Origin of the sequence: Xanthomonas sp. SS (assembly GCF_014236835.1) — a bacterium.
In the GTDB taxonomy this organism is placed as follows: Bacteria; Pseudomonadota; Gammaproteobacteria; order Xanthomonadales; family Xanthomonadaceae; genus Xanthomonas_A.
On the sequence record NZ_CP051190.1, the window covers coordinates 4,987,729 to 5,012,801 of the forward strand.

At 68.8% G+C, this 25,073-nt stretch carries 22 protein-coding genes; 5 read left to right on the forward strand and 17 right to left on the reverse strand.

All coding sequences use genetic code 11. The annotated features are described in order from the left end of the window. Positions 1-33 precede the first annotated feature (33 nt). Positions 34-408, reverse strand: coding sequence for a hypothetical protein (locus HEP74_RS21045; protein ID WP_185814516.1), 375 nt, complete (start codon positions 406-408; stop codon positions 34-36). A 350-nt stretch (positions 409-758) separates the two neighbouring features. Further along, complete coding sequence (locus HEP74_RS21050) at positions 759-2,588, reverse strand: DUF885 domain-containing protein (protein ID WP_185814517.1); 1,830 nt, start codon at positions 2,586-2,588, stop codon at positions 759-761. Positions 2,589-2,816: 228 nt separating this feature from the next. Here HEP74_RS21050 and HEP74_RS21055 point away from each other — a divergent pair, with 228 nt between their 5' ends. Then, on the forward strand, positions 2,817-3,317 hold the full coding sequence (locus tag HEP74_RS21055; RefSeq protein WP_185814518.1) for an REP-associated tyrosine transposase: 501 nt from the start codon (positions 2,817-2,819) through the stop codon (positions 3,315-3,317). Between the two features lie 59 nt (positions 3,318-3,376). Here HEP74_RS21055 and HEP74_RS21060 read toward each other — a convergent pair whose 3' ends face one another. From HEP74_RS21060 to HEP74_RS21090, 7 genes are all read right to left on the reverse strand, one after another. Continuing rightward, positions 3,377-3,718 (reverse strand): lipid-A-disaccharide synthase N-terminal domain-containing protein, encoded by a 342-nt coding sequence (locus HEP74_RS21060; protein ID WP_185814519.1) that lies wholly within the window; start codon positions 3,716-3,718, stop codon positions 3,377-3,379. Position 3,719: 1 nt separating this feature from the next. Continuing rightward, entirely contained in the window at positions 3,720-4,442 is a 723-nt protein-coding gene (locus HEP74_RS21065) for a glycosyltransferase family 2 protein (protein WP_185814520.1), read from the reverse strand. A gap of 108 nt (positions 4,443-4,550) precedes the next feature. After that, positions 4,551-5,516, reverse strand: coding sequence for an NAD-dependent epimerase/dehydratase family protein (locus tag HEP74_RS21070; protein WP_185814521.1), 966 nt, complete (start codon positions 5,514-5,516; stop codon positions 4,551-4,553). Between the two features lie 65 nt (positions 5,517-5,581). After that, entirely contained in the window at positions 5,582-6,508 is a 927-nt protein-coding gene (locus HEP74_RS21075) for a ParB/RepB/Spo0J family partition protein (protein ID WP_185814522.1), read from the reverse strand. Then, positions 6,508-7,305: a ParA family protein gene (locus HEP74_RS21080; protein WP_185814523.1), complete on the reverse strand. Its 798-nt coding sequence runs from the start codon at positions 7,303-7,305 to the stop codon at positions 6,508-6,510. Before HEP74_RS21080 ends, HEP74_RS21075 begins: the two co-directional genes overlap by 1 nt. A 97-nt stretch (positions 7,306-7,402) precedes the next feature. After that, positions 7,403-8,044, reverse strand: coding sequence for a 16S rRNA (guanine(527)-N(7))-methyltransferase RsmG (rsmG, locus tag HEP74_RS21085; RefSeq protein WP_185814524.1), 642 nt, complete (start codon positions 8,042-8,044; stop codon positions 7,403-7,405). A 296-nt stretch (positions 8,045-8,340) separates the two neighbouring features. Next, the gene (locus HEP74_RS21090) at positions 8,341-8,964 is read right to left on the reverse strand and encodes a 4'-phosphopantetheinyl transferase family protein (RefSeq protein ID WP_185814525.1); all 624 of its coding nucleotides are present in this window, start codon (positions 8,962-8,964) and stop codon (positions 8,341-8,343) included. 129 nt (positions 8,965-9,093) lie between these two features. Here HEP74_RS21090 and HEP74_RS21095 point away from each other — a divergent pair, with 129 nt between their 5' ends. Beyond that, on the forward strand, positions 9,094-9,345 hold the full coding sequence (locus HEP74_RS21095) for a GlsB/YeaQ/YmgE family stress response membrane protein (RefSeq protein ID WP_003466992.1): 252 nt from the start codon (positions 9,094-9,096) through the stop codon (positions 9,343-9,345). Positions 9,346-9,411: 66 nt separating this feature from the next. On the opposite strand, the gene HEP74_RS21100 is transcribed toward HEP74_RS21095, so the two are convergent. The 6 genes from HEP74_RS21100 to HEP74_RS21125 form a co-directional block, all read right to left on the reverse strand. Continuing rightward, positions 9,412-9,843, reverse strand: a complete 432-nt coding sequence (locus HEP74_RS21100; protein ID WP_185814526.1) for a GFA family protein — start codon at positions 9,841-9,843, stop codon at positions 9,412-9,414. After that, positions 9,840-10,619, reverse strand: coding sequence for an exodeoxyribonuclease III (gene xth, locus HEP74_RS21105; RefSeq protein ID WP_185814527.1), 780 nt, complete (start codon positions 10,617-10,619; stop codon positions 9,840-9,842). Before xth ends, HEP74_RS21100 begins: the two co-directional genes overlap by 4 nt. A 394-nt stretch (positions 10,620-11,013) precedes the next feature. Beyond that, the gene (locus HEP74_RS21110) at positions 11,014-12,450 is read right to left on the reverse strand and encodes a coniferyl aldehyde dehydrogenase (RefSeq protein ID WP_185814528.1); all 1,437 of its coding nucleotides are present in this window, start codon (positions 12,448-12,450) and stop codon (positions 11,014-11,016) included. Between the two features lie 632 nt (positions 12,451-13,082). Then, positions 13,083-13,763, reverse strand: coding sequence for a pyrimidine 5'-nucleotidase (gene yjjG, locus HEP74_RS21115; protein WP_185814529.1), 681 nt, complete (start codon positions 13,761-13,763; stop codon positions 13,083-13,085). Between the two features lie 148 nt (positions 13,764-13,911). Then, a complete protein-coding gene (locus HEP74_RS21120; RefSeq protein ID WP_185814530.1) occupies positions 13,912-15,570 on the reverse strand; it encodes an MFS transporter in 1,659 nt (552 codons plus the stop codon). Between the two features lie 131 nt (positions 15,571-15,701). After that, positions 15,702-17,108, reverse strand: a complete 1,407-nt coding sequence (locus tag HEP74_RS21125) for a DcaP family trimeric outer membrane transporter (protein ID WP_185814531.1) — start codon at positions 17,106-17,108, stop codon at positions 15,702-15,704. A 215-nt stretch (positions 17,109-17,323) separates the two neighbouring features. On the opposite strand from HEP74_RS21125, the gene acs reads away from it, so the two are divergent. The 3 genes from acs (at position 17,324) to HEP74_RS21140 (ending at position 21,271) form a co-directional block, all read left to right on the forward strand. Further along, positions 17,324-19,267: an acetate--CoA ligase gene (gene acs, locus HEP74_RS21130; protein ID WP_185814532.1), complete on the forward strand. Its 1,944-nt coding sequence runs from the start codon at positions 17,324-17,326 to the stop codon at positions 19,265-19,267. A gap of 136 nt (positions 19,268-19,403) precedes the next feature. Further along, positions 19,404-20,069, forward strand: a complete 666-nt coding sequence (locus HEP74_RS21135; protein WP_185814533.1) for a response regulator transcription factor — start codon at positions 19,404-19,406, stop codon at positions 20,067-20,069. A 635-nt stretch (positions 20,070-20,704) separates the two neighbouring features. Beyond that, positions 20,705-21,271, forward strand: coding sequence for a manganese efflux pump MntP (locus HEP74_RS21140; RefSeq protein ID WP_185814534.1), 567 nt, complete (start codon positions 20,705-20,707; stop codon positions 21,269-21,271). A 79-nt stretch (positions 21,272-21,350) separates the two neighbouring features. Here HEP74_RS21140 and HEP74_RS21145 read toward each other — a convergent pair whose 3' ends face one another. Together HEP74_RS21145 and HEP74_RS21150 are read right to left on the reverse strand one after the other, a co-directional pair. Beyond that, the gene (locus HEP74_RS21145; RefSeq protein ID WP_185814535.1) at positions 21,351-21,950 is read right to left on the reverse strand and encodes a 2OG-Fe(II) oxygenase; all 600 of its coding nucleotides are present in this window, start codon (positions 21,948-21,950) and stop codon (positions 21,351-21,353) included. Positions 21,951-22,047: 97 nt separating this feature from the next. Continuing rightward, positions 22,048-24,801, reverse strand: a complete 2,754-nt coding sequence (locus tag HEP74_RS21150) for a TonB-dependent receptor (protein ID WP_255427823.1) — start codon at positions 24,799-24,801, stop codon at positions 22,048-22,050. Between the last annotated feature and the right edge of the window lie 272 nt (positions 24,802-25,073).

The following is a 25,073-nucleotide window of genomic DNA, read 5'->3' on the forward strand; positions in this document are numbered from 1 at the left end:
TCGATGGACGGGCCGGCAGGCGCCGGCGGTGCATCAAGCCGCGATCGGAGGTCGCAGCGGGGTTTCCAGCAGGTGCGAGCGGTAGTCCTGGTGTCCCGCGACCGGGCGCGGCTGCGCGGCCAACGGCAAGCCCTGCCAGATCAGCGACGACAGCAGCGCCGGGCTCTGCCCATGGCAGTAACCGCTGTGCATCAGCGCATGCAGCAGACCGGCGCCATCGCGTTCGCCGGCGCCATCACCGTCGCCGCGGTGCGGCGCTTCTTCGTCCACGTGCGCCTGGTCGTGCGCCAGTGCATGCACATCGCCCAGCGCGCAGGCTACCGGCGCCACCAACACGCCCAGCGCCAGCATCGCCAGCGCCATCAGGCGCAGCAAGGGGTGGAGCAGGCGGGCACGGCGGATGGACATGGCGCCAGCCTAGCGATGCGGGTGGGGTTACACAATCGCAGGTGAGGGACGGGATATGAGCGGACCGAGGCCGCGGTCTCTACCGGCGCTGGTGGCCGCAGCTTCATTCGGCGCTGGCGGTCGCCGTCTCGTTTGCGCTCGCGCACTGGCGGTTCACTGTATCTTCGGGAGCGGTCGCACTCTGGCGGCCGCACCTCTATCCGGCATTGCGGCTATCGCCCAAGCATCGCTAGCGGTCGTACCCTCATCCGGGACTGGCCGATGCACTCCCACGCTGTGCTGGCGGTCGTACCCTCATCCGGCGCTGCGCGCCACCTTCTCCCGGTGGGAGAAGGAAGCGCGCGCGGCGGTTATTCGGGCTTTGTCGCGGTGGGTTTGCGCGCGGCGGCCTGGCGTTTGCTCTCGGCGATGAACGCGCGCACCTGCTGCTGCAATACCGGCAGCGGCACCGAGCCTTGCTTCAGCACGGCGTCGTGGAAGGCCTTGATGTCGAAGTCCGCGCCCAGTTCCTGCTCGGCCTCGGCGCGCAGCTTGACGATGGCGATCTCGCCGAGCTTGTAGCTCAGCGCCTGCCCCGGCCAGGAGATGTAGCGATCGACCTCGGTGGTGACTTCGTGCTCGCTGAGCGCGGTGTGCTCGCGCAGGTAGGCCAGCGCCTGCTCGCGGGTCCAGCCCTTGTGGTGCACACCGGTGTCGATCACCAGCCGGCAGGCGCGCCACATTTCGTAGCTGAGCCGGCCGAAATCCTCGTACGGGGTTTCGTAGATACCCATCTCCTTGCCCAGCTTCTCGGTGTACAGCGCCCAGCCTTCGCCGTAGGCGGAGATGTAGTTCTCGCGGCGGAATGCCGGCTGCGCGCCCTGCTCTTCGGCCAGTGCGCCCTGCAGCGAGTGGCCCGGCGAGGATTCGTGCAGGGTCAGCGCCGGCAGGTTGTACAGCGGGCGCGACGGCAGGTTGTAGGTGTTGAGCCAGTAGGTGCCGACGCCGCCGCGACCGGCGGTCCAGAACGGCGCGATCTCCGGCGGCACCGGCACGATGGTGAAGCGCCCGCGCGGCAAGGTGCCGATGAACTTGCCGACTTCGCCATCCACGCGCTTGGCGATCCACGCCGCGCGATCGAGCAGTTCCTGCGGCGTCTTGACGTAGAACTGCGGATCGGTGCGCAGGAACTGCAGGAACGCAGGGAAGGTCTGCTGCCCGGCCGGCGCCTTGAAGCCGACCTGCTGGATGATCGCGTCCATCTCCTTCTGGATCCGCGCCACTTCCTGCAGGCCCAGTTGGTGGATCTGCTCGGGGCGCATCTCCAGCGTGGTGTATTCGCGAATCTGCTGCTGGTAGTAGGCCTTGCCGTCGGGCAGCGCTTCGGCGGCCAGCGTGGTGCGCGCCTGCGGCACGTACTCTTCGCGATAGAAGCGCAGCAGTTGCGCGTAGGCCGGGATCACCTTGTCGCGGATCGCCGCCTGCGCCTGCTCGCGCAGCGCCTGCTGCTCGGCGGCCGGGATCTGCGCCGGCAGCTGCTTGAACGGCGCGTACAGCGCGGCCGCGGTCGGATCCTTGAGCTCGGCGACGTTGGCGATCGAACCGTCGCGCCCTTCCAGCACCGCGCGCGGCACGCTGAAGCCGCGCTTGAGCCCGGCGCGCATGTTGTCGGTCTGCTGTCCGAAGTAGCGCGGCACGTCGTTGAGCCGCGCGATGTAGGCGCGGTACTCGGCCGGGGTGCGCAGTGTGCGCCGCGCCATGAAGCCCAGGTCGGACCAGAACGAGCTGTCGGAGTTGAACGGCATCTCGTAGGCGCGCAGGCGCACCGCGGCGGCGAGGTTCTCGATCTGCGGCCGGTACACCGCCAGGTTGACCTGGTTGTCGGCCGACAGCTGCGCCGGTTCGATCGCGTCGAGCTGGCGCAGCACGTCGTCCCACACCTTCAGCCGCGCCGCCTGCGCCGCCGCGCCGACGTCGGGCAGCTGCTGGTTGTCGCCGCTGCTGTCGCTGTCCTCGTCGGCCTGCCCGACCTGCGCCTGCCGCCACTTCCACTCCTTTTCGTAGATGGCCTGGAAGCGGGCATCGGCCGCGGAGGCGGTGGCCGCCGCCGGCGGTACGGCCGGCGCTGCGGCCAGCGCCGGCGTGGCGAGTGCGAGCGCGAGCAACAGGGAAGCGGCCAGCGGGGTCTTGGCGATCGGCATGGGCGGCGACAGGCAGTGGGAACGAGATCCCGATGATCGCATCCCGCGTGCGGCAGGGGGTGGGCCGGAAGTCCTGCTTCCACGCAACGCGCGACCCCGGGCATCCGTCCGCGCGACGCAGGGCATTTCCCGACACGGCGCACGCACTTCGGCCGATAGGCGTCGCTCGCTCCTGCGGGCACGCTGCACGCCATGCCTCCGCTCGCTCATTTTCCAGGACATGCCGCATTGCGCCGCGGCCGCCATGATGAGGGCGGGCGTACCTATCTGTTGACGGTGGTGACCTTCCAACGCGCAACGCTGTTCTCGGACTGGCGTTGCGCACGTGCAGCGGCTGCCTGCCTTTCCGCGCCCGCCAGCTGGCCGCAGGTGCAACTGCTGTGCTGGGTATTGATGCCCGACCATTGGCACGGCCTGATCGAACTGGGTCCGCGCGCGACGCTGTCAGAAGCCATGCAACACGCCAAGGGCCGATGCGCGCATGCGGTGAATCGCGCACGCGGCCGCGGCGGCAGGGTGTGGTCGCCGGGCTTCCACGATCGCGCGCTGCGGCGCGAGGACGACATGCTGACCGCGGCACGCTATATCGTGGCCAATCCATTGCGCGCCGGCCTGGTGCGTCGCTTGGGCGATTATCCGTATTGGGATGCGATCTGGCTGCCGGCGCATGCGGGAGCAAAAGCGGTCGCGGCTGAAGCCGCTCCTACAGAAGAGCATGATTCCCTGTAGGAGCGGCTTCAGCCGCGACAAGATCCCCACCGGAACTGGGAAGCACTACCGCGCCAGCCTCAATGCGAAGCGCGATCCCGGTGCCAGCCGCGGTGCTTGATGTCCAGGTACAGGCTGTAGAACGCGGTGAAGGCGGGGAACAGGTTCTGCAGCACGCCGACCGAGTCCTGCTTGGCCGAGAACAGGAAGTAGCTCAGCGTCATCAGGCTGCCGACCACGCTCATGTACCAGAACATGCGCGGGATCACCGGCTTGCCGGCGCGCTTGGAGGCGACGAACTGCACCAGCCAGCGGCCGCCGAACATCAGCGCGCCAACGTAGCCGATCAGCTTCCAGCCGGTGACGTGCAGCCCGGTCCAGTACAGCGCCTGGATCGGTTCGTTGAGGAAATGCGAATCCATCTCAGCGCTCCTGCACCACGGTGCGGCGACTGCGTGCGATCAGCCAGGCCACGCCGCGCAGGTCGCGGATGCCGACCAGCGCGCGGTTGAGATTGTTGTACTTGGACACGCCCGAGGTGCGGTGGCGATGGTTCACCGGCACGCTCAGGGTCTGCCAGCCAGCGCGCTGCATCAGCGCCGGCAGGTAGCGGTGCATGTGGTCGAAGTACGGCAGGTCCAGGAACGCCTCGCGCTCGAACAGCTTGATGCCGCAGCCGGTGTCGGGGGTGTCGTCGCGCAGCATGCGCGCGCGGATCGCATTGGCCCACTTGGAGGCCCAGCGCTTGCTGCCCGAATCCTGCCGCGACACGCGCCAGCCGGCGAACAGCTTGACCTGCGCAGCGGCGGCAGCGCGCGCGGTCAGCAGCTTGGGGATGTCGGCCGGGTCGTTCTGGCCGTCGCCGTCGAGGGTGGCGATCCACGCGCCGCGCGCGGCCTTGACCCCGTTGCGCACCGCGGTGCTCTGCCCGCTCTGGGTGACGTGATGCAGCACCCGCAGCTCCGGCGTGCTCGCCTTCAGTCCGTCCAGCACTGCCAGGGTGTCGTCGCGCGAATGGTCGTCGACGTAGACGATCTCGAAGTCGGTCACGCCGCGCAGCGCAGCGACGATCTCGGCCACCAGCGGTGGCACGTTGTCGCGCTCGTTGAACACCGGGACGACGACGGAAAGGGAAGGCTGGTTCATGGCTCGATTAGGCTCGACGGCAACGCAATGGGAAAACGCGGGGAACGGCGACAACGACGCAAAAAGACCGCGCATTGTGCCCCGAGCCGGTGACCCGGGGCTGAAGGTTCAGGCCGCGGCGCCGAAATACTCGCGGCACCACTGCACCACCTGCGGCAGCCCGACCTCGATCGGGGTGCTCGGATCGAAGCCGAACGCGGCGTGGGCGCGCGCAGTATCGGCCATCGTCTCGACCATGTCGCCCGGCTGCATCGGCTTGTAGACCTTCTCGGCGGCGCGGCCGGCGGCGGCCTCGATCACGCCGATGAAGCGCTCCAGTTCGACCGGGGTGTGGTTGCCCAGGTTGAACACGCGGTGCGGCACCGCGTCCGCGGACGGGTGGTCGAGCGCGCCGAGCACGCCGGCGACGATATCGGCGACGAAGGTGAAGTCGCGGCGCATGCGGCCGTGGTTGAACACCTCGATCGGGCGCCCGGCCAGCACCGCGCGGCTGAACAGCAGCGGCGCCATGTCCGGCCGGCCCCACGGGCCGTACACGGTGAAGAAACGCAGGCCGGTGGCGCGCAGGCCATACAGCTGCGCATAGGTGTAGGCCATCAGCTCGTTGGCGGCCTTGGTGGCCGCGTACAGCGAGCGCGGCTGGTCGATGCGCTGGTCTTCGGAAAACGGCGGCGTCGCCGAATCGCCGTACACCGAGCTGCTTGAGGCATAGGCCAGGTGCTGCACGCCGCGATGCCGGCACAGCTCCAGCACGTTGACGAAGCCGACCAGGTTGCTGTCGACGTAGGCATACGGGTTCTGCAGCGAATAGCGCACCCCCGCCTGCGCGGCCAGGTGCACCACGCGCTCGGGGCGGATCTCGTCGAACAGCGCGGTCAGGCCGTCGCGGTCGGTGAGGTCGAGCGGGCGGATATCGACCTGCGGGCACAGCGCGGCGACGCGGTCGCGCTTGAGCTGCGGGTCGTAGTAGTCGTTGTAGTTGTCCAGCCCCACCACGGTCTCGCCGCGCGCTGCCAGCGCACGGCAGGTGTAGGCGCCGACGAAGCCGGCCGCGCCGGTGACCAGCACCGTCATCGGCGGGCGCCTTGCGCGATTGCGGGGAGGAGGGCGGACGTCATGCGGATCGACAGCGGGGCGGCTCAGCCGACCTTGCCGCGCAGCCGCTCCAGCACGCCGTCGAGCGTGTCCAGGTCGGTGTAGTGGATCACCAGCTTGCCCTTGCCGCCGCGGCCGTGGGCGATGGCGACCTTGGTGCCCAGCGATTCGGACAGCTCGGTCTCCAGCGAGGCGATGTCGGCCTGCGGCGCGACGCGACCGGGCTTAGCCTTGCGGTTGCTGGGCACCTTGCCGGCGGCGAACTGCTGCGCGCGGTGCTCGACCTCGCGCACCGACCAGCCCTGGTCGGCGGCGTCGGAGGCCAGGCGGCTGGCCAGGTCCGGCGACAGCGTCAGCAGCGCGCGCGCATGGCCCATTTCCAGGCGCCCGGCTTCGAGCAGCGCGCGGATCGCCGGCGGCAGCTCCAGCAGGCGCAGCAGGTTGGACACCGACGCGCGCGAGCGGCCCACCGCTTCGGCGGCCTCGGCGTGGGTCAGCGCGAATTCGTCGATCAGCCGCTGCAGTGCCTGCGCTTCTTCGAGCGGATTGAGGTCCTCGCGCTGGATGTTCTCGATCAGCGCCATGGCAATGACGGTGCGGTCGTCGAGCTCGCGCACCACCACCGGCACTTCGCTCAGCCCGGCCAGCTGCGAGGCGCGCCAGCGGCGTTCGCCGGCGACGATCTCGAACCTGCCCGGCGCCAGCTCGCGGGCGACGATCGGCTGGATCACGCCCTGCGCCTTGATCGACTCGGCCAGCTCCTGCAGCTTGCCCTCGTCCATTTCCTGGCGCGGCTGGTACTTGCCCGGCTGCAGCTGCCCGACCGGCAACTGGCGCAGGCTCTCGCCGGGCTGCGCTGCGTCGTCGGGCGCCGGCGCGGCCGTAGCGCCGCCCTTCGGTCCCAGCAGCGCTTCCAGGCCACGGCCCAGGCCGCGCTTCTTCGCTCCGAGGGCGGGGGGCTTGGCGGTCATCAGTAGCTCTCCATGGCCGGGGCGGGCCTGTTGCGTTCGTTGCGACGGCGCACGATCTCGCCGGCCAGGCCCAGGTAGGCCACGCCGCCGCGCGAGGTGCGGTCGTAGCCGACGATGCTCTGGCCATGGCTGGGCGCCTCGGCCAGGCGCACGTTGCGCGGCACGATAGTGCGGAACACCTTGTCGCCGAAATGGTTGGTCAGCTCCGCCGACACCGCGTTGGCCAGGTTGTTGCGCACGTCGAACATGGTGCGCAACACGCCCTCGATCTCCAGCGTCGGATTGAGGTTGGCGCGCAGCGCTTCGATGGTCTCCAGCAGCGCGGTCAGCCCTTCCAGCGCGTAGTACTCGCACTGCATCGGCACGATGATCGAGTCGGCGGCGGTCAGCGCGTTCAGGGTCAGCAGCGACAGCGCCGGCGGGCAGTCGATCAGGATGAAGTCGTACTCCTCGCGCAGCGGCGCCAGCGCGGTCTTCAGCCGCTGCTCGCGCGCCGGCTGGTCCATCAGCTGGATCTCGGCGGCGGTCAGGTCGATGTTGCCGGGCAGCAGGTCGAAGCCTTCCGGCGCGGTCACCCGGATCTGCGCGGCGCTGCTTTCGCCCAGCAGCACGTCGCAGGTGGACGCGGCCAGCTCGCGCTTGTCGATGCCGCTGCCCATCGTCGCGTTGCCCTGCGAATCCAGGTCCACCAGCAGCACGCGCTGCGGCTGGCGCGCGAGCGCCGCCGCCAGGTTGACCGCCGTGGTGGTCTTGCCGACGCCGCCTTTCTGGTTGGCGATGGCGATGATGCGGGCCATGCGGGAGCCTCGTCGGCGATGGGTGGGACCGGGCATTATGCGGTCACACCCCCCCGGGGCGGAAATCGGCGTCGGCGCGCCGGGCCCGCCCGGCGGCTCAGCCGCGCTCGACCACCACCAGATGGCGGTCCGCGCCCAGCCCCGGCACCTGCAGCGGGTGCACCGCCTGCGCCACCCAGCCCGGCGGCAGCGCGGCGATCTCTTCGTCCGGGCGCACGCCCTTCATCGCCAGCAGCCGCCCGCCCGGGCGCAGCAGGTGGCCGCCGACGGCGACGATGCCGGCCAGCGTGTCCAGCGCGCGCGCGGTCAGGAAATCGTAGGCGCCGGGTTCGTCCACGGCCTCGGCGCGCGATTCGGCCACGCGCGCGTTGTCCAGGCGCAGCTGGCGCACCGCCTCGCGCAGGAACCGCGCCTTCTTGCCGTTGCTCTCGACCAGGGTCACCCGCAGCTGCGGCCGCGCGATCGCCAGCGGGATGCCGGGCAGGCCGGGGCCGGTGCCCAGGTCGGCCAGCGTGCCCGCTTCCACGAACGGCTGCATCGCCAGCGAATCGAGCAGGTGCCGGGTCACCATCTCGTGCGGGTCGCGGACCGCGGTGAGGTTGTAGGTGCGGTTCCAGCGCGCCAGCAGCGCCAGGTAGGCCAGCAGCGGCGGCGCCAGCGCGGCGGCGTCCAGGCCTTGCGCGCGCAGGCCCTGGTCGAGCGCGGCGCGGACGGAGTCGGGAAGGGAGGCGTCATTCATCGCCCGATTATCGCAGCTGCCGCCACCGTTACCGCCATGTAGCCGACATCGTCGCGGCCGATCATGCGCAGCTGTTCATTGCGGTCGTGGTGCAGCGGCATGCCGGATCTCCAGGAAACGCCATCGGCCGGTGACCTGCAACGGCCGCGCCGGCGCGGTGGAGGCATGAGCCGCGGCGGCGGATGCAACCGGCGCGCTGCCGCTTCGTTGTGGGAGCGGCTTCAGCCGCGACAGGCACTCTCTATCCCTGTAGAACCTGTCGCGGCTGAAGCCGCTCCTACAGAGGATTGGGGGCGCTATGTCGACTCGAGCGGATACCAGGCAAGCGCCGCGCGATAGCCCGGCGCCGGCACCCACTCATGCACGTGCCAGCACGCGGCCACGCCCAGCGCCGGGTCGCACCAGGCCAGTTGCAGCACGCCGTCGGCATCTTCGGCGAAGCGCAGCCGGTGCAGCCCGAACGACAGCCCGTGCCCGTGCGCCTTCAGCAACGCTTCCTTGGCGCACCACAGACGGAAGAACAACGCCTCGCGCGCCGGTTCGGCCAGCGCCTGCAACGTCGCGACCTCGTCGGGATGGAAGAAGCGCTGCGCCAGCTCCAGCAAACGCGGCCGCGCGCGCTGGTGTTCGATGTCCACACCCAGCCGCGTGTGCGCGCCGATCGCCACCAGCAGATAGTCGCCGCTGTGGCTCCAGCCGGCGCCGACATGCGCCAACGGCGCGTGCAGCCACGGGCGGCCGCGTTCGTCGCGGCGCAGTGGCAGTTGCGCCTCCGGCGTGGCCAGTTCGGCGGACAGCAGGCGCCGCGCCTGCGCCTCGCCCGGCGTGCGCGGCGGATGCGTGCGCAGCCACAGCGCCACCGGGCCGAACCGCCAATCCGGTGGATCCGGGCGCAACGGTGCGTCGGCGGGACCGCTCACGCTGCGTCCACAAAGCACAATGGCCGCTGCGACAGGCCTGCCTGGGTACACGGGCGCTTCACGGCAGCGCTCCTTAAATGGCGCACGCCACACCGCTCCCGGTGTGGGCAGAACCGAGGAGTCTTACCCATGGGCATCATCATCTGGTTGATCGTCGGCGGCATCGTGGGCTGGCTGGCCAGCATCATCATGCGCCGTGACGCACAGCAGGGCATCATCCTGAATATCGTCGTCGGCATCGTTGGCGCATTGATCGCCGGCTGGTTGTTCGGCGGCGGCATCAACCAGGCGATCACGCTGTGGACGTTCCTGTACTCGTTGATCGGCGCGGTGATCCTGCTGGCCATCGTCAACCTGTTCACCCGCGGCCGCGCGCGCTAAGCGCCAACGCCCCCGCAGGTGTGCGCAAACGCCCGGTCCGCCGGGCGTTTGCGTTTGCGGCGCCGCTCACGGGGCGGCGCGGTCGGCAGGATGATGCACGCCGTCGCTGACCGGCACCGCGATGGCCAGCGCATACGGATCCACGCCTTCCAGGCAGCCGACGTTGTAGCCGTATTCGCTGGGATCGGAGCGGCGCTGGTGATGCGTATAGATCCCGCACACGCCGCAGAAATAATGTTGCGCCGTATGGGTGTTGAAGCGGTACAGGCGCAGCGCGTCGGCTCCCTCGCGCACGTGCAGTGCGACCAACGGCACCGAGCCGACGATCGCGCCGCGGCGGCGGCACAGCGAACAGTTGCAGCGGCGCGGATCGACGATGCCGAGCGGCAGCTCCAGGTCGATCTGCACCACGCCGCAGTGGCAGCTGAGCCGGTGCAGCGGCGCGATGACGGTGTCGCCGACCTTGTCGATGCAGCGGCGCGGATGACGTTCGTTCATGCGCTGGCCTCGTCCAGTTCGATCCAGGCCGGCGCATGGTCGCTGGGGCGCTCCCAGGTTCGCGGTTCGCGGTCGATGCCGGCGGCGCGCGTGTGCGCCTTCAGCGCGTCGGAGACCAGGGTCAGGTCGATGCGCAGGCCGAGGTCGCGGCGGAAGCCGGCCTGGCGGTAGTCCCACCAGCTGAAGATGCCGCCGTCTTCGTGGTGCAGGCGGAAGCCGTCGTGCAGGCCCAGCGCCTGCAGCTTGTGCAGCGCGCCGCGCTCGGCGGTGGAGGTGAGGATGTGGTTGTCGCTCCACACCAGCGGATCGTGCACGTCGCGCGCGTCCGGGGCGATGTTGAAGTCGCCCAGCACCACCATGCGCGGATGGCGCTGCAGTTCGGCGGCGAGCCAGTCGTGCACCGCCTCGAGCCAGCGCAGCTTGTAGGCGTACTTGTCGGTGCCCACGTCCTGGCCGTTGACCACGTACAGGTTGACGATGCGCAGATCGCCGACGGTCGCGGCGATGACCCGCTGCTGCGCGTCCTCCAGCCCGGGCACGCCGATCTGCACGTCGCTCAGCGGCGTACGCGACAGGATCGCCACGCCGTTGTAGGTCTTCTGCCCGGCGAACACGCTGCGGTAGCCGGCCGCGGCCAGCGCCGCGTCCGGGAACTTGTGGTCTTCCAGCTTGGTTTCCTGGATGCCAACCACGTCCGGCGCGAACGCCTCCAACCACTGTTGCAGGTGCGGCAGGCGCACGTTGAGCGAGTTGACGTTCCAGGAGGCGATCTTCAAGGGGAAATCCATAACGGGGCGGCCGGCGGGTATTTTGACCGTTGCCCGCCGAGACGGCCAATCCGGCCGCGCCAACGCCCGCTCAGAGGCGGGGACCGCACTGCGCGTGCAGCTCCGGCGCGTATTGCCGCTGCGCGGGATCGAGCCGGTCGAGCAGCTCCTCGCCGCTGGCCAGCCGCTCCGGCGGGAATGAATCTCTAGGCGCCTGCAGCGCCGCCAGGCCGCCGCATAGTCCGGATCGGCGATGGCCAGGATCGGCGACTCCAGCAGTGGCGCCAGTGCCTCGATCGACGGCCGGTCGCCACGCAGCGCATGCGCCGGCGGATCGCGCGCCGCGGTGTCCCTTTCGGGTTCGAAGCGGCCGAGGACGTCGCAGGCGTCCTGGCCTGCGCGATCAGCGCAGCAGCAGATCGATCAGCCGCGCGATCTTCGTGTACGGCGGCTTGAGTCGATCGCTGGCGGCCCAGCGCGACTGCCACAAAATCGGCAGCGCCTTGCTGAAGGCGTCGAAGCCGGCGCGGCCGTGGTAGGCGCCCATGCCGCTGGGGCCGATGCCGCCGAACGGCAAGGCGTTGGCGGCGAAGTGCAGCAGGCTGTCGTTGACGGTGACGCCGCCGGCGACGGTGGCGTGCAGGATCGCCTCCACCTGCGCACGGTCGTGGCTGAAGGGGTACAGCGCCAGCGGCCGGTCGCGGCCGTTGACCAGCGCGATCGCCTCGTCCAGCGTGCGGTAGCTGCGCAGCGGCAGGATCGGGCCGAAGATCTCTTCCTGCATCAGCAGCGCATCGTCGCCGGGCTGCAGCACCACGGTCGGCACGATCAGGCGCTCGCGCTCGGCGCGCTCGGGTTCGATGCTGGCCAGTTCCACGACTTCCAGGCCGCGCGCGCGCGCGTCGTCCAGGTAGCCGCGCAGGCGTCGGTACTGGCCTTCGTTGACGATGCGGGTGTAGTCGTCGGCCCGCGCGAAGTCGCCGTAGCGCGCCAGCACCTGCGCGCGCAGCGCCTGCACCAGTGCCGCACTGCGACCGGCGTCGATCAACACGTAGTCCGGCGCGATGCAAGTCTGCCCGGCGTTGAACCATTTGCCGGTGGCCAGGCGCGAGGCGGCCTGCTCAAGCGGGTAGTCGGCGCAGACGATGGCCGGCGACTTGCCGCCCAGTTCCAGGGTCAGCGGGGTCAGGTTCGGCGCGGCGGCGGCCATCACCTTGCGCCCGACCGCGGTGGAGCCGGTGAACACCAGATGATCCAGCGGCAGCGCGGCGAATGCGCCGGCCACCTCGGCCGCGCCCAACGCCACCGCCACCCGTTGCGGCGGGAACACCTCGGCCAGCAGCGACTGCAGGAACTGCGCGGTGCGCGGGGTGTGCTCGGACGGCTTCAGGTAGACGTGGTTGCCGGCGGCGATCGCGGTGGCCAGCGGGATCAGCGCCAGGTTGACCGGGTAGTTCCACGGCGCGATCACCCCGACCACCCCGACCGGCACTGGCCGCACTTCGGCGCGCGCCGGCCACAGCCGCCAGCCGGCGCCGACGCGCTGCGGCCGCATCCAGCGCTTGAGGTGGCGCAGCAGGTGATCGATTTCGCCGAGCACGGTCATGCCGTCGGCGAGCAGCGATTCGTGGCGCGAGCGGTGGCCGAAATCGGCGGCGATGGCATCGGCCATTTCCGGCAGGCGCCGCTTCAGTGCCGCGCGCAGACGTTGCAGGTCGTCGCGGCGCTGCGCCTGGTCGGGCTTGGCCGCCTGCCAGGCCGCGCGCAGCCGCTGCAGGGTGGCCGGCAGGTCGGCAAGCGGCGTGTCGGCGCTGTGGGAAGCGGGGTCGGAAATGGGCATGGGCGCACTATACGATGCCGGCGTATGGCGCGATGCGGGTGGTGCAGGACAGAGTGTGGTGTCGGCCGGGCATGTTTGCGGCGATGCAGAAGAGTGCTTGGCAGGTGCCTGAGGGTGTGCCGCGTCGCGACTGAAGTCGCTCCCACAATGCGCCGATCGGCGCGCTGTGCCTGTAGGAAGGCTTCATCCCCGACGGTGCCCGGCGTGCGGAGGCGTGCCGCTGGCAAAATTCTGCATGGGCTTCGATCCCTGCCCCAGCGAGCATGGCTTGCGCCGACGCGGGGTGTCGCGGCTGAAGCCGCTCCTACAGGGTGCGCTTCAGCCATACAGGGCGTGGCATCGGCCGGCCATGGTGGTGGCGATGCCGGCGCGTGATTGGCAGGTGCTTGAGGGTGTGCCGCGTCGCGACTGAAGTCGCTCCCACAAGGGGTCGATCGGCGCGCTGTGCGTGTCGGAGGGTCGTCACCCCGACGGGGTCCGGCATCCGGATGCGTGTCGCTGGCATCCTGCAAGAGCTTGGTTCCCTGCCCCAGGAAGCATGACGTGCGCCGAGCCTGTGGGTCGCGGCTGAAGCCGCTCCTACAGAAAGCGCTGAATGGTTTCGGCCGCGGCGCGTGGCGCAATACGAGCGGTCATGCCTCCCCTAGCAGCAAATCCTGCAACTGCGCCAGCGTCGCCACTTCGTAGTGCGGCACGATGCCCTCGGGCGCCGGCAGGCCGTGCGCGTTGATCCAGCAGGTGTGCAGCCCCGCGGCCAGGCCGCCGGCGATGTCGGCGTGCGGGTTGTCGCCGACCATCAGCACCTGCGCGCGCGGCGGATCGCCCAGTTGCGCCAGCGCGTGCGCGAAGATGCCCGGGTGCGGCTTGGCCACGCCGATCTGTTCGGAAATGGCCACGACCTCGAAGCAGTCGTGCAGGCCGGTGCGCAGCAGCCGCGCCTGCTGCAGCGCGGTGAAGCCGTTGGTGATCAGGCCCAGCCGTGCGTGCCCGCGCAGCGCGTCGAGCAGCGCCACCGCGCCCTCCAGCGGCGCGCACAGTTCGGCCATCGCCGCCAGGAACGCCGCATTCAAGGTCTCCGGTGCGGTCTGCAGGCGTTGCGCCCAGCCCGCGAAGCGGCGCTGCTGCAATTGCAGCGCGGTGATCGTGCCGTTCTGGTACTCCACCCACAACGGCCGATTCAAGGCGCTGTAGTCGGCGTAGTCCTGCTCGGCGAAGGCCACGCCGTAACCGGCGAACATGCGCTGCAGGCCGGCATAGGCATCGAAGCGGAACAGCGTGTCGTCGGCGTCGAACAGGATCCAGCGGTAGCGCATGCGGCGATCTGCGTGTGTGTCCAGCGCGCATGGTAGTCGCATGCCGCCGCCGCCGATTCCAGCGCCGCCGGCGGACCGCGCAAACGACGACGCCGGCACGAGGCCGGCGTCGCAGTGCCGGACGCATCCGGCGCAAGGACAAGTGCGCTTACTTGGTGATGTCGACGTTGCGGGTTTCGCGCAGGAACAGCGTGCCCAGCACCAGGGTCATCAACGCGATGCCGATGGGATACCACAGGCCGTAGTAGATGTTGCCGGTGCCGGCCACCAGGGCGAAGGAGATCGCCGGCAGGAAGCCGCCGAACCAGCCGTTGCCGATGTGGTACGGCAGCGACATCGAGGTGTAGCGGATGCGGGTCGGGAACAGCTCGACCAGGAACGCGGCGATCGGGCCGTAGACCATGGTCACGTACAGCACCAGCACCCACAGCAGCAGGATCGTCATCGGGATGTTGATGCGCGCGGTATCGGCCTTCTCCGGATAACCGGCCGCGGTCAGCGCGCCCTTGAGCTCCTTGCCGAAGGCATCGGCCTTGGGCTTGGCATCGGCCTTGCTCAGCCCTGCGGCCTCGTAGGAAGCGACCTGGCTGCCGCCGATGCGCACCTGCGCCAGCGAACCCGGCGCAGCCGGCTGCACTGCGTACGGCACGCCGGCCTTGGTCAGCGCGGCGGTGGCCACGTCGCAGGAGCTGGTGAACTTGCGCACGCCCACCGGATCGAACTGGAAGCTGCAGGTGGCAGGATCGGCCAGCACCTGCGCCGGCGACTTGCTGCGCGCCTCTTCCACCGCCGGGTTGGCGAAGTGGGTGATGCCCTTGAACAGCGGCATGTAGGTCACCGCCGCCAGCAGGCAGCCGAACAGGATGATCTTCTTGCGCCCGATCTTGTCCGACAGCCAGCCGAAGAACAGGAAGAACGGGGTGGCCAGCGCCAGCGCCGCGGCGATCAGCAGGTAAGAGACGGTCGGATCGACCTTGAGCGTGCTCTGCAGGAAGAACAGCGCGTAGAACTGGCCGCCGTACCAGACCACCGCCTGGCCGGCGGTGGCGCCGAGCAGCACGATCAGCATCAGCTTGAAGTTGCCGTCCTTGAGGCTGTCGCGGAACGGTTGCTTGGAACCCTTGCCCTCGGCCTTCATCTGCTGGAACAGCGGCGACTCGCTCAGCTGCAGGCGGATCCACACCGACACGCCGAGCAGGATGATCGAACCCAGGAACGGGATGCGCCAGCCCCAGGCCTCGAACGCCTCGGTGCCCAGGGTCAGGCGGCACACCAGGATCACCAGCAGCGACAGGAACAGGCCCAGCGTGGCGGTGGTCTGGATGAAGCTGGTGTACAGGCCGCGCTTGCCCGGCGGCGCGTGCTCGGCGACGTAGGTCGCCGCGCCGCCGTATTCGCCGCCCATCGCCAGGCCCTGGGCCAGGCGCAGCACGATCAGGATCACCGGCGCGGCCACGCCGATGCTGGCGTAGTTGGGCAGCACGCCGACCAGGAAGGTGGAGATGCCCATGATCAGGATGGTGACCAGGAACGTGTACTTGCGGCCGATGCGGTCGCCCAGGCTGCCGAAGAACGCCGCGCCGAACGGGCGCACGAAGAAGCCGGCGGCGAAGGCCAGCAGCGCGAAGATCATGCCGGTGGTCTCGTTGACCCCGCTGAAGAACTGCTTGGCGATGATCGCGGCGAGCGAGCCGTACAGATAGAAGTCGTACCACTCGAAGACCGTGCCCAGGCTGGAGGCGAAGATGACCTTCTTGTGGCCCTTGGTCAGTGGCTGACCCGACGGGTTGATGGCGGTGCTGGACATAGGAAGCTTCCCCTCCGAAGCGGGTGGTGTGGCGGTGGCGGTCAGATGGTCGGGTGGCGCGATCCGTCGCGAGTGCGGGGCGAGTCCGCGGCCGCGCGGCGCGCCCTCCCGGGCGCCGCGCGGCCGCAGCCTCAGAAGCTGTACTTGGTGGTGAACTGCAGGCGGGTGATGTCGCCCTTGGCGCCGCTTTCGATCTCGCGCTTGCCGTACATCAGCTCGGCGCCGACGTCGACCTTGGGCATCGGCGTGTAGAAGATGTTGCCGCGGATGCTCTGCACGCTCTTGGTCACGCCCAGCCCGGTCAGCGCGGTGTCGTTGTCGTAGTCGCTGCGCGCGTAGATCAGGTTGGTGCGCAACTTCGGCGAGAACGCATGGCGCCAGCCGATGTAGCCGGCGACCACGCCGACCGTGTCCAGGTCGCGGTCGGCCGCGTCGTAGACCGCGTTCTGGGCGATGCCCAGGCCGACGTAGCGGCCGATGCCTTCGCCGCCGCTGAGCTGATAGAACAGGCTGTCGCTGTCCCCCGCCACCCACTTGCCGCCCAGGGTCAGGCCGCCGGAGACCTTGCTGGCGTCGGCGCCGGTGGCGCGGTTGTCCACCTTCTGCTGGCCGAGCAGGCCGCCGATGCCGAAGCTGCCCCAGTCGCCCTTCCAGCCGTAGCGCACGGTCAGGTCCGGCAGCGCGCCGCGATCGGAGCTGGCGCTGGTGATCACGCCGGTCGCGCTGCGGTTGTAGATGGTGGTTTCCGGGTTCTCCAGGGCGACGCTGAAACCGCCGTTGGTGTAGCGCACCTGCGCCTGGCGCACGAAGATCACGCCGTCGGTGGGGCCGATGAAGTCGGCCGCTTCCGGCAGCGCCGCCGGATCCATGAAGTTGGACCAGGTCTGGCCGGCCAGCCAGTGGTTCCAGTACATGTAGGCGTGGCGCAGGGTGGCGCCGTAGGTGTTGGTGGCGGTCTGGGTGCCCAGCGAATTGCCGAAGAAATCCAGTTCCACCAGCGCGCCGGCCTTGTTGCCGCCGTCGGTGACGCTGTCCACGCCGAAGTTGATCCGCGAGAACTTGGCGTGCGCGTTGTAGTCGGTGCCGGACTTGCCGCCGCCGACCGGGGTCTGCCCGGGCAGGTACAGCGCGCGGCCGGTGGCGTCGTCGGCGAGCTGGCCGTCGCCGGTGCGGGTGGCCAGGAAATCGGCCTTGATGAAGCCGCCGACCTTGAACGTGGTGCCGGGCGCGGCGCCGGGGGTGATCGTGGTCACCTGGATCGGCGCCTTGCCGGCCGGCACCGCCGGTACCGTGGCCTGGCTCGACTTCACTGCGGCGACCTCGCTCTGGGCCTGCGCGATCTGGCCCTGCTGCTGTTGCTGCGAGGACAGCAGCAGCTGTACCTGCCGCTCCAGCTCGGCCACGCGGGCTTCCAGCGCCTGTTCGCGCGCCGACGGGGTCTTGCCGCTCTGGGCGAAGGCCGCGCCTGGGGCGATCAGTGCGACGAACAGCGCGGCGGCCAACGGGCGCCGTGCCAAGGATGCGATGCGGTTGCTCATTACTCCCTCCCGAATAATGGATGTCCGCCGCGCGCAGGCACGGCTGTGTGCACAGTGCGCGCCGCGGCCGGCCGCGCCTATTGGCCATTAGTCGAACGGGGCGGGGTTTACGACCATCGTCTAAAGCCCGGCGCGTGCGCGCTTAACGGTGAATGCGGCAAACTGCGCCATGACGCGCCGCCGCATGCGGCGCCCCGTTCATTGCAGAGGGCACCATGGCCGATATCTACCCCGTCGATCCGCAGTTCGCCGCCCGGGCACGGGTCGACAAGACCCAGTACCAGACCCTGTACCGGCAATCGGTGGAACAGCCGGAGGCGTTCTGGGGTAAGGCGGCCGAACGCCTGGACTGGTTCAAGAAGCCGACCCGGATCAAGGACGTGAACTTCGCCCTGGACGATTTCCATATCCGCTGGTTCGACGACGGCGAGCTCAACGCCAGCGTCAACTGCCTGGACCGGCAGCTGGCCACGCGCGGCGACAAGACCGCGCTGCTGTTCGAGCCGGACAGCGCGGACGCGCCGTCCTACACCGTCAGCTACCGCCAGCTGTACGAACGCGTCTGCCGCCTGGGCAATGCGCTGCGCGCGCTCGGGGTCAAGAAGGGCGACCGCGTCACCATCTACCTGCCGATGATTCCCGACGCGGCGGTGGCGATGCTGGCCTGCGCGCGCATTGGCGCGATCCACTCGGTGGTGTTCGGCGGGTTCGCGCCCAATTCGATCGCCGACCGGGTGATCGACTGCGGCAGCAAGCTGATCATCACCGCCGACGAAGGCCTGCGCGGCGGCAAGAAGATCCCGCTCAAGGGCAACGTCGATGCGGCGCTGAAGCTGCCCGGCACCACCACCGTGGAAACCGTGCTGGTGGTGCGCCACACCGGCGGCGCGGTGGACATGCAGGCCCCGCGCGACCGCTGGTTCCACGACGTGGTCGACAGCCAGCCGGCCGAATGCGAACCCGAGCGCATGAACGCCGAGGATCCGCTGTTCATCCTCTACACCTCCGGCTCCACCGGCAAGCCCAAGGGCGTGCTGCACACCACCGCCGGCTACCTGCTGTACGCGGCCTACACCCACGAGACCGTGTTCGACCTGCGCGAGGACGACATCTACTGGTGCACCGCCGACGTCGGCTGGGTCACCGGCCACAGCTACATCGTCTACGGCCCGCTGGCCAACGGCGCCACCGCGCTGATGTTCGAAGGCGTGCCCAACTACCCGAACGTGTCGCGCTTCTGGGAGGTCATCGACAAGCACAAGGTCACGATCTTCTACACCGCGCCGACCGCGATCCGCGCGCTGATGCGCGAGGGCGAGGCGCCGGTCAAGCGCACCTCGCGCGCGTCGCTGCGCCTGCTCGGCAGCGTCGGCGAGCCGATCAATCCCGAAGCCTGGCGCTGGTACTTCGATGTGGTCGGCGACGGCCGCTGCCCGATCGTGGACACCTGGTGGCAGACCGAGACCGGCGGCATCCTGATCACCCCGCTGGCCGGCGCGATCGACCTCAAGCCCGGCTCGGCGACGCTGCCGTTCTTCGGCGTGCAGCCGGCCCTGGTCAACGCCGACGGCGAAGTCCTGGAAGGCGCCACCGAAGGCAACCTGGTGCTGCGCGACTCGTGGCCGGGGCAGATGCGCACCGTCTATGGCGACCACCAGCGCTTCATCGACACCTACTTCCGCACCTACCCGGGCAGCTACTTCACCGGCGACGGCTGCCGCCGCGACGAAGACGGCTACTACTGGATCACCGGCCGCGTGGACGACGTCATCAACGTCTCCGGCCACCGCATCGGCACCGCCGAGGTGGAGAGCGCGCTGGTCTCGCACCCGAAAGTGGCCGAGGCCGCGGTGGTCGGCTTCCCGCACGACATCAAGGGCCAGGGTATCTACGCCTACGTGACCCTGGTAGCGGACGAGCAGCCGAGCGAGGCCCTGCACAAGGAACTGGTGGCCTGGGTGCGCAAGGAGATCGGCCCGATCGCCGCGCCCGACCACCTGCAATGGGCGCCGGGCCTGCCCAAGACCCGCTCGGGCAAGATCATGCGCCGCATCCTGCGCAAGATCGCCGAGAACGCCCCCGACCAGCTCGGCGACACCTCGACCCTGGCCGATCCGTCGGTGGTCGATTCGCTGGTGAACGAGCGGCTGACGCGCTGAGAGCCGGGATTCGGGAGTCGGGATTGGGGATTCGCCAAAGCGCTCCCCTGCCCGTGTCCAATCTCCTGACGAGGTCACGCTCCGCTGTTGCTGTTGCTCCACGAATCCCCAATCCCCAATCTCGAATCCCCGCCCCATGCCCACCCTGCTGATCGCCGACGACCACCCCCTGTTCCGCGAGGCGCTGCGTGGGGCGGTGCAGCGGGTGATGCCGGGGGTGCAGCTGTACGAGGCAGACAGCGTCGAGGCGCTGTACGCGCTGGCCGACCATCACGCCGATGCCGACCTGTTGCTGATGGATCTCAACATGCCCGGCGCACAGGGGTTCAGCGCGCTGGTGCACATGCGCGCGCTGCATCCGCAGTTGCCGGTGGTGGTGGTGTCCGCACGCGAAGAACCGACGGTGATGCGCCGCGCGCTGGACCACGGCGCGTTCGGCTTCATTCCCAAGTCGGCCGACTCGGACACCATCGGCCTGGCCCTGAGCACGGTGCTGGACGGCGAGCGCTGGGCGCCGCCGGAAGCGCACAACCTGCCGCCCACCGACCGCGCCGAACGCGAGGTCGGGCAGCGCCTGCGCGAACTGACCCCGCAGCAGTTCCGCGTGCTGCAGATGCTCGGCGCCGGCCGCCTCAACAAGCAGATCGCCTACGACCTGGGCGTGTCCGAAGCCACCATCAAGGCCCACGTCACCGCGATCCTGCGCAAGCTCGGCGTCACCAACCGCACCCAGGCGGTGCTGATGGCCGGCAAACTGGCCATCGACAGCGACGCCATCGTGTTGCCGTTGGAAGAGGAGTGAGCGCGCTGCGTTCTGGTGGGTGCGTGCGCCGAGGTTCACCGCGGCGTGGCGTGACCTGGTCGCTGCGCGCGAGGCCGGTGCGATTCCATTTGTAGGCGGGTTTCAACCTCGACCGTTGTTTGCATGTCGCGGCATTCGTCGGCGTGCTCCCCGGCTTTAGCGGCGCCTGAAGATTTCGGTCGCGGCTGAAGCCGCTCCTACAGTGGGATGGCATCGAGCCTCCTCGGCCCTTGTAGGAGCGGCTTCAGCCGCGACCGCTTTCGCGCGTCGTAGGCCTCGTCTGCATACCTAGCGATTGCTGACGCACACCGGATCGGCTTGCCGAATCGCCTTCGGCGCACCCATGCCGCAGTACCGTCGGCATGCCGCACATATAGCCGCTGCTAAGAAAAAAAGCTGCAGGTTCGCGTGCGTTCGAAGCGTATTCGCCGGCATTTGCCGCTGTTAGACTGCGCGTCCCTTGGGGAGTAGCCTGCTGTCCGGCGTGTTTCGGACAGCGCCCGCATCAACACACTCGGCCGTTGCGCCGTGGTGCGGGCAGCCATCTCGGTTGGCGAGACCAGCGGCGAGCTTGCGTGGCGAAAGCCGGGCGCGCGCGCTCGTCGTTCGTCTTCTGCCCCGGCGCGGTCCCCCACATGTCGTTTCTTTCCATTCTGTTGCTCGGCATCGCCATGTCCACCGACGCCTTCGCCGCGGCGGTCGGCAAGGGCGCGGCCATGCGCAAGCCACTGTGGCGCGATGCACTGCGCGCCGGCCTGATCTTCGGCTGCATCGAGGCGCTGACGCCGGTGCTGGGCTGGCTGCTGGGCCAGGCCGCGGCCAAGTACGTGACCGCGTTCGACCACTGGATCGCGTTCGGCCTGCTCGGCGCGCTCGGCGTGCACATGATCGTCGCCGGGCTCAAGCCCGAGGCGCCCGAGGACGCCGCCGAAGCGCCCAGGCGCCACGGCTTCTGGAACCTGGCCGCGACCGGCCTGGCCACCAGCATCGACGCGATGGCGGTCGGCGTGGGCCTGGCCTTCCTCGAGGTGAACATCGCCGAGGTCGCGGTGGTCATCGGCCTGTGCACGCTGACCATGGTGACCCTGGGCATCATGCTCGGCCGCGTGCTCGGCACCCTGGCCGGCAAGCGCGCGGAGATCGTCGGCGGTGCGCTGCTGATCGCGATCGGCAGCACCATCCTGTACGAGCATCTGCATTGAGGCCGGGATTGGGGAGTCGGGATTGGGGATTGGTAACAAGCGGATCGCGTCGCCGACGTGGTGCTGGATTCGTCCGGCGTCAGCGCTGCGATGGAGATGGCTTGGCGGTGAATTCCAGGTAGGTGGAGAGGATGTACTTGTCGCCGCTGCGCGGCGGCAGGGCGGCGTGCATGTACATCCAGTACGGCGGGAACATCAGCAGGCGCCCGGCGCGCGGCGCGACCTCCAGGTCCAGGTCGACGAAGCGGGTCTGCCCGCCCTCGGCGACGTCGTTGAGATACCACAGCAGCACCAGGTAGCGGCCGGTTTCCTCGTCGCAGGCGTCGAAATGCGGCTGGAAGCGCTCGCCGGCGCTGGCGCGATAGCGCTTGATCCGCAGGTCGGCCAGGCGCGGGCGCCACGGCACCGGCGCGGACAGGCCCAGATCGGCGTTGTAGCGCGCCAGCGCCGCGCGCACCTGTTCGATGAAGAACCCCTGGAAGGCCGGATCGGCCGCGCGGGTCACGTTGAGTTCGGTCCAGGCGCTGTCGTCCAGGCCGGCACGCGCACCGGCACCGTTGTGGCTCTGCTGCGCCGACGTGCGCTCGAACTGCGCGACCAGCTGGCTGCAGAAATCAGCATCCAGCGCTGCATCGTAGACGCGAACATAGTGGCGAAGATCGGCATGCTTCGCTTTCATTGGCGTCCCCTCAAGGAAAAACGGCGCGCCCGGTTGGGCGCGCCGCGTGTCACCAGCCGACCTGCTTGCGGACGCAAGCAACGCTCGTCGACATCCCTCAGAACCGATAGGTGGCGCGCATCCAGTAGTAGCGGCCGACCGTGTCGTAGGTACTCACGTCGGTGTTCGCGTTCAACACGTTGTTCTGGTACAGCACCGGCGGCTGCTTGTTGAACAGGTTGTCCACGCCCAGGTCGAAGCGGATGTTCGCGTCGCTCATGTCGTAGCCCAGCTGCAGCGCGTGGTACATGTAGCTGCCGTAGTTCAGCACCACGCCCTTGTCTGCCGCATCGGCGGACATGTTCTCCGACAGGTCGGTGCTGCCGACCTGGATCTTGCCGACCCAGCGCGTGGTCCAGGTGGCGTCCCAGTTGCCCAGCTTCCAGCCGATCTGGCCACGCGCGCGCCAGCGTGCGTAGTTGCCGTAGGACGAGTTGTACTTGCCGGCCATGTGCACCACCGAATCGCCGGTGTCGATGTCGTAGCGCTGCAGGTAGGTGCTGTCCAGGGCCAGGGTGAACTTGCCGAAGGCGGTTTCCGGCAAGGCGTAGTTGGCGCCGAAGTCGATGCCCTGGGTGTCCAGCTTGCCGATGTTGACCACCGGGGTTTCGATGTAGTCGATGTTGCCGGCGCTGACCGTGCCTGCCGCATAGCGGTGGATGTAGCTGCAGTACGGGCTGCTGTTGTCGTTGTAGCAGATGTTGGCGACGGTCTGCGCGGAGATCGACTGGATCAGGTCGTCGAGCTTGACCTTCCACCAATCGACGTTGAGCGACAGGCCCTGTACCGACTCCGGGCTGTAGACGATGCCGTAGTCGTAGGAGGTGCCCTTCTCCGGCTTCAGGTTGTAGTTGGCGTAGCTCGCCCCGGACACGATCGCGTTGGTCTGCGACAGGCCCGAGCCGGTCCAGCCGGCGGCCACGCCTTCGCAGGCGCTCTCGTGGCCGCTGCCGCTGTAGTCGATGCACGGATCGGTGAAGGTCGGCGAGTTCGCGGTCGGACCCTGGTACAGATCGTAGATGGTTGGCGCACGGAACACCTGCGCCACGGTGCCGCGCACCATCAGGTCGTGGATCGGGCGCCACTCCAGCTGGAACGAGGCGCTGTTGTTGGTCGAGCTGACGCTGCTGTAGTCGGAGAAGCGATCGCTCAGGGTGACGTTCAGCGCGCCGATCGGCGAGGACTGCGCCAGCACCGGGATGAACAGCTGCGCATAGGCTTCCTTCACGCTGAAGGAACCGCTCAACGGCGAGGAGCAGGCCTCGGAGGAGATGTCGCAGGTGTTGTCGCTGTTGATCACTGCATTGCTGGAGACCGTGTAGCCCAGGCTCTCCTTGCGATACAGCGCACCGACCGCCAGCTGCGCGCTGCCGGCCGGCAGCTCCCACACGCTGCCGTTGGCGCTGGCTTCCCACTGGCGGGTGATGCTCGTGGTCTGGTAGCGCGGGATCGACTCGTGACTGTTCATCCAGTCGATGGTGTTGGCGTCGGTCTGGTCGAAGATGTTCACTTCGCCCGTATCGATCGCGTCCTGCAGCGCCGCGTAGTCCACGTAGCCGTGGCTCCAGCTACGCTGCTTGTAGTGGCCGTAGTTGAAGTTGACGTCCCAGACCCAGCTGGTATCGCCGATGCTGCCCTTCAGGCCGAGCACGTCCTGGTCGGTGGCGGTGTCGTAGAAGGTTTCGCGCTGGCCCAGCGAGCTGAAGCGGGTGCGGTACTCGTAACCGTCGGGGCCGAACTCGACGCCGAACGGGTTGTACGGATTGTCGGCGGCGATGGTGATGCCGTCGCTCTGCGCATCGAACGGCAGCGGTGCGATCGCCGAATGCGACATCGTGTGGTTGTGGTAGGCGTTGACGTAGGCCTGCACCTTGTCGGTGATGTTGAAGCTGCCGAGCACGAAGCTGTTGACGCGCTGCTGCGGGGTCATCAGCAGGTTCTGCGCCTGGTAGTTGTAGGCGTCGGAGGAGGAGTAGCACTTGTAGCCGCCGCTGCCGTCGCTGGTCATCGCGCCGTTCGCGCTGCAGCCGTTGGCGGCCAGCGTGCTCGCCGGCAGCTTGTAGTAGCCGCTCGGGGTACGGCTGGAACCGCCCTTGTAGACGCTGCCGCTGGACAGGTACATCGCGTCCTTGGAGAACGCGCGATTGGCCGAGGAGATTTCTTTCTGCTTGTTGTAGTCGATGCCGACCACGATGTTGCCGCGGTCCCAGGTCTTGCCGAAGGTGAAGGCGCCGCCCTGGCGCGCGCCGTCGCCGCGGCTGGCCTGGCCGTAGTTGGCGACGAATTCGCCGCCTTCGAAGTTCTTGCGCAGGATGAAGTTGACCACGCCGCCGATGGCGTCGGAGCCGTACAGCGCCGAGGCGCCGACCTTCAGCACTTCGACATGGTCGATCATGCTGGTCGGGATCGAGTTGATGTCGTTGTTTAGGATGCGGTGGCCGTCGATCAGGATCAGGGTGCGCTGATCGCCGAGTCCGCGCAGCGACACGGTCGAGGCGCCGTCGCCGCCGCCGTTGTTGACCTGCGGGTTGGTCGCATCGCCGGCGATGCCGGGCAGCGACTGCATCAGGTCGCCGAGGGTCTGCTTGCCGCTCTGCTGGATCTGCTGGCGATCGACCACGGTGACCGGGCTGGCCGTTTCCACGTCCACGCGCCGCACCAGCGAGCCGGTCACGGTGACCCGGTCCAGGTCGACCGCGCCGCTCGCGGACGTCGCAGCGGTATCGGCGCTCTGTGCGTAGAGCGAAGCGGCGGGAAGCGCCGCCAGTCCCAGGCAGATGGCCTGGGCGAGTCTGTTCTTTGGTGCGGACATTGGGGAAAACCTCATGTGATGGGCAACAGAACGCCAGCGGTGCACGCGGACGTGGACCGGTTCGAATCGCGCTCTACGCGCGACGTCTTCGTTGGATGCTTCGGACTTGCGGGCCGACCGGACCGTCAAGCACTTGTTAGTTTTTTATAAGAAAAGTGTTGTTTTCATGTGCCGCATTGCGCCAGCGCTTGGCACAATCGCTACATCGTTCGAAAACATGCGCGTACGGCGAAGGCGCCATGGGCGCCCGTGCAGGCGAAAACGCGTGCCCG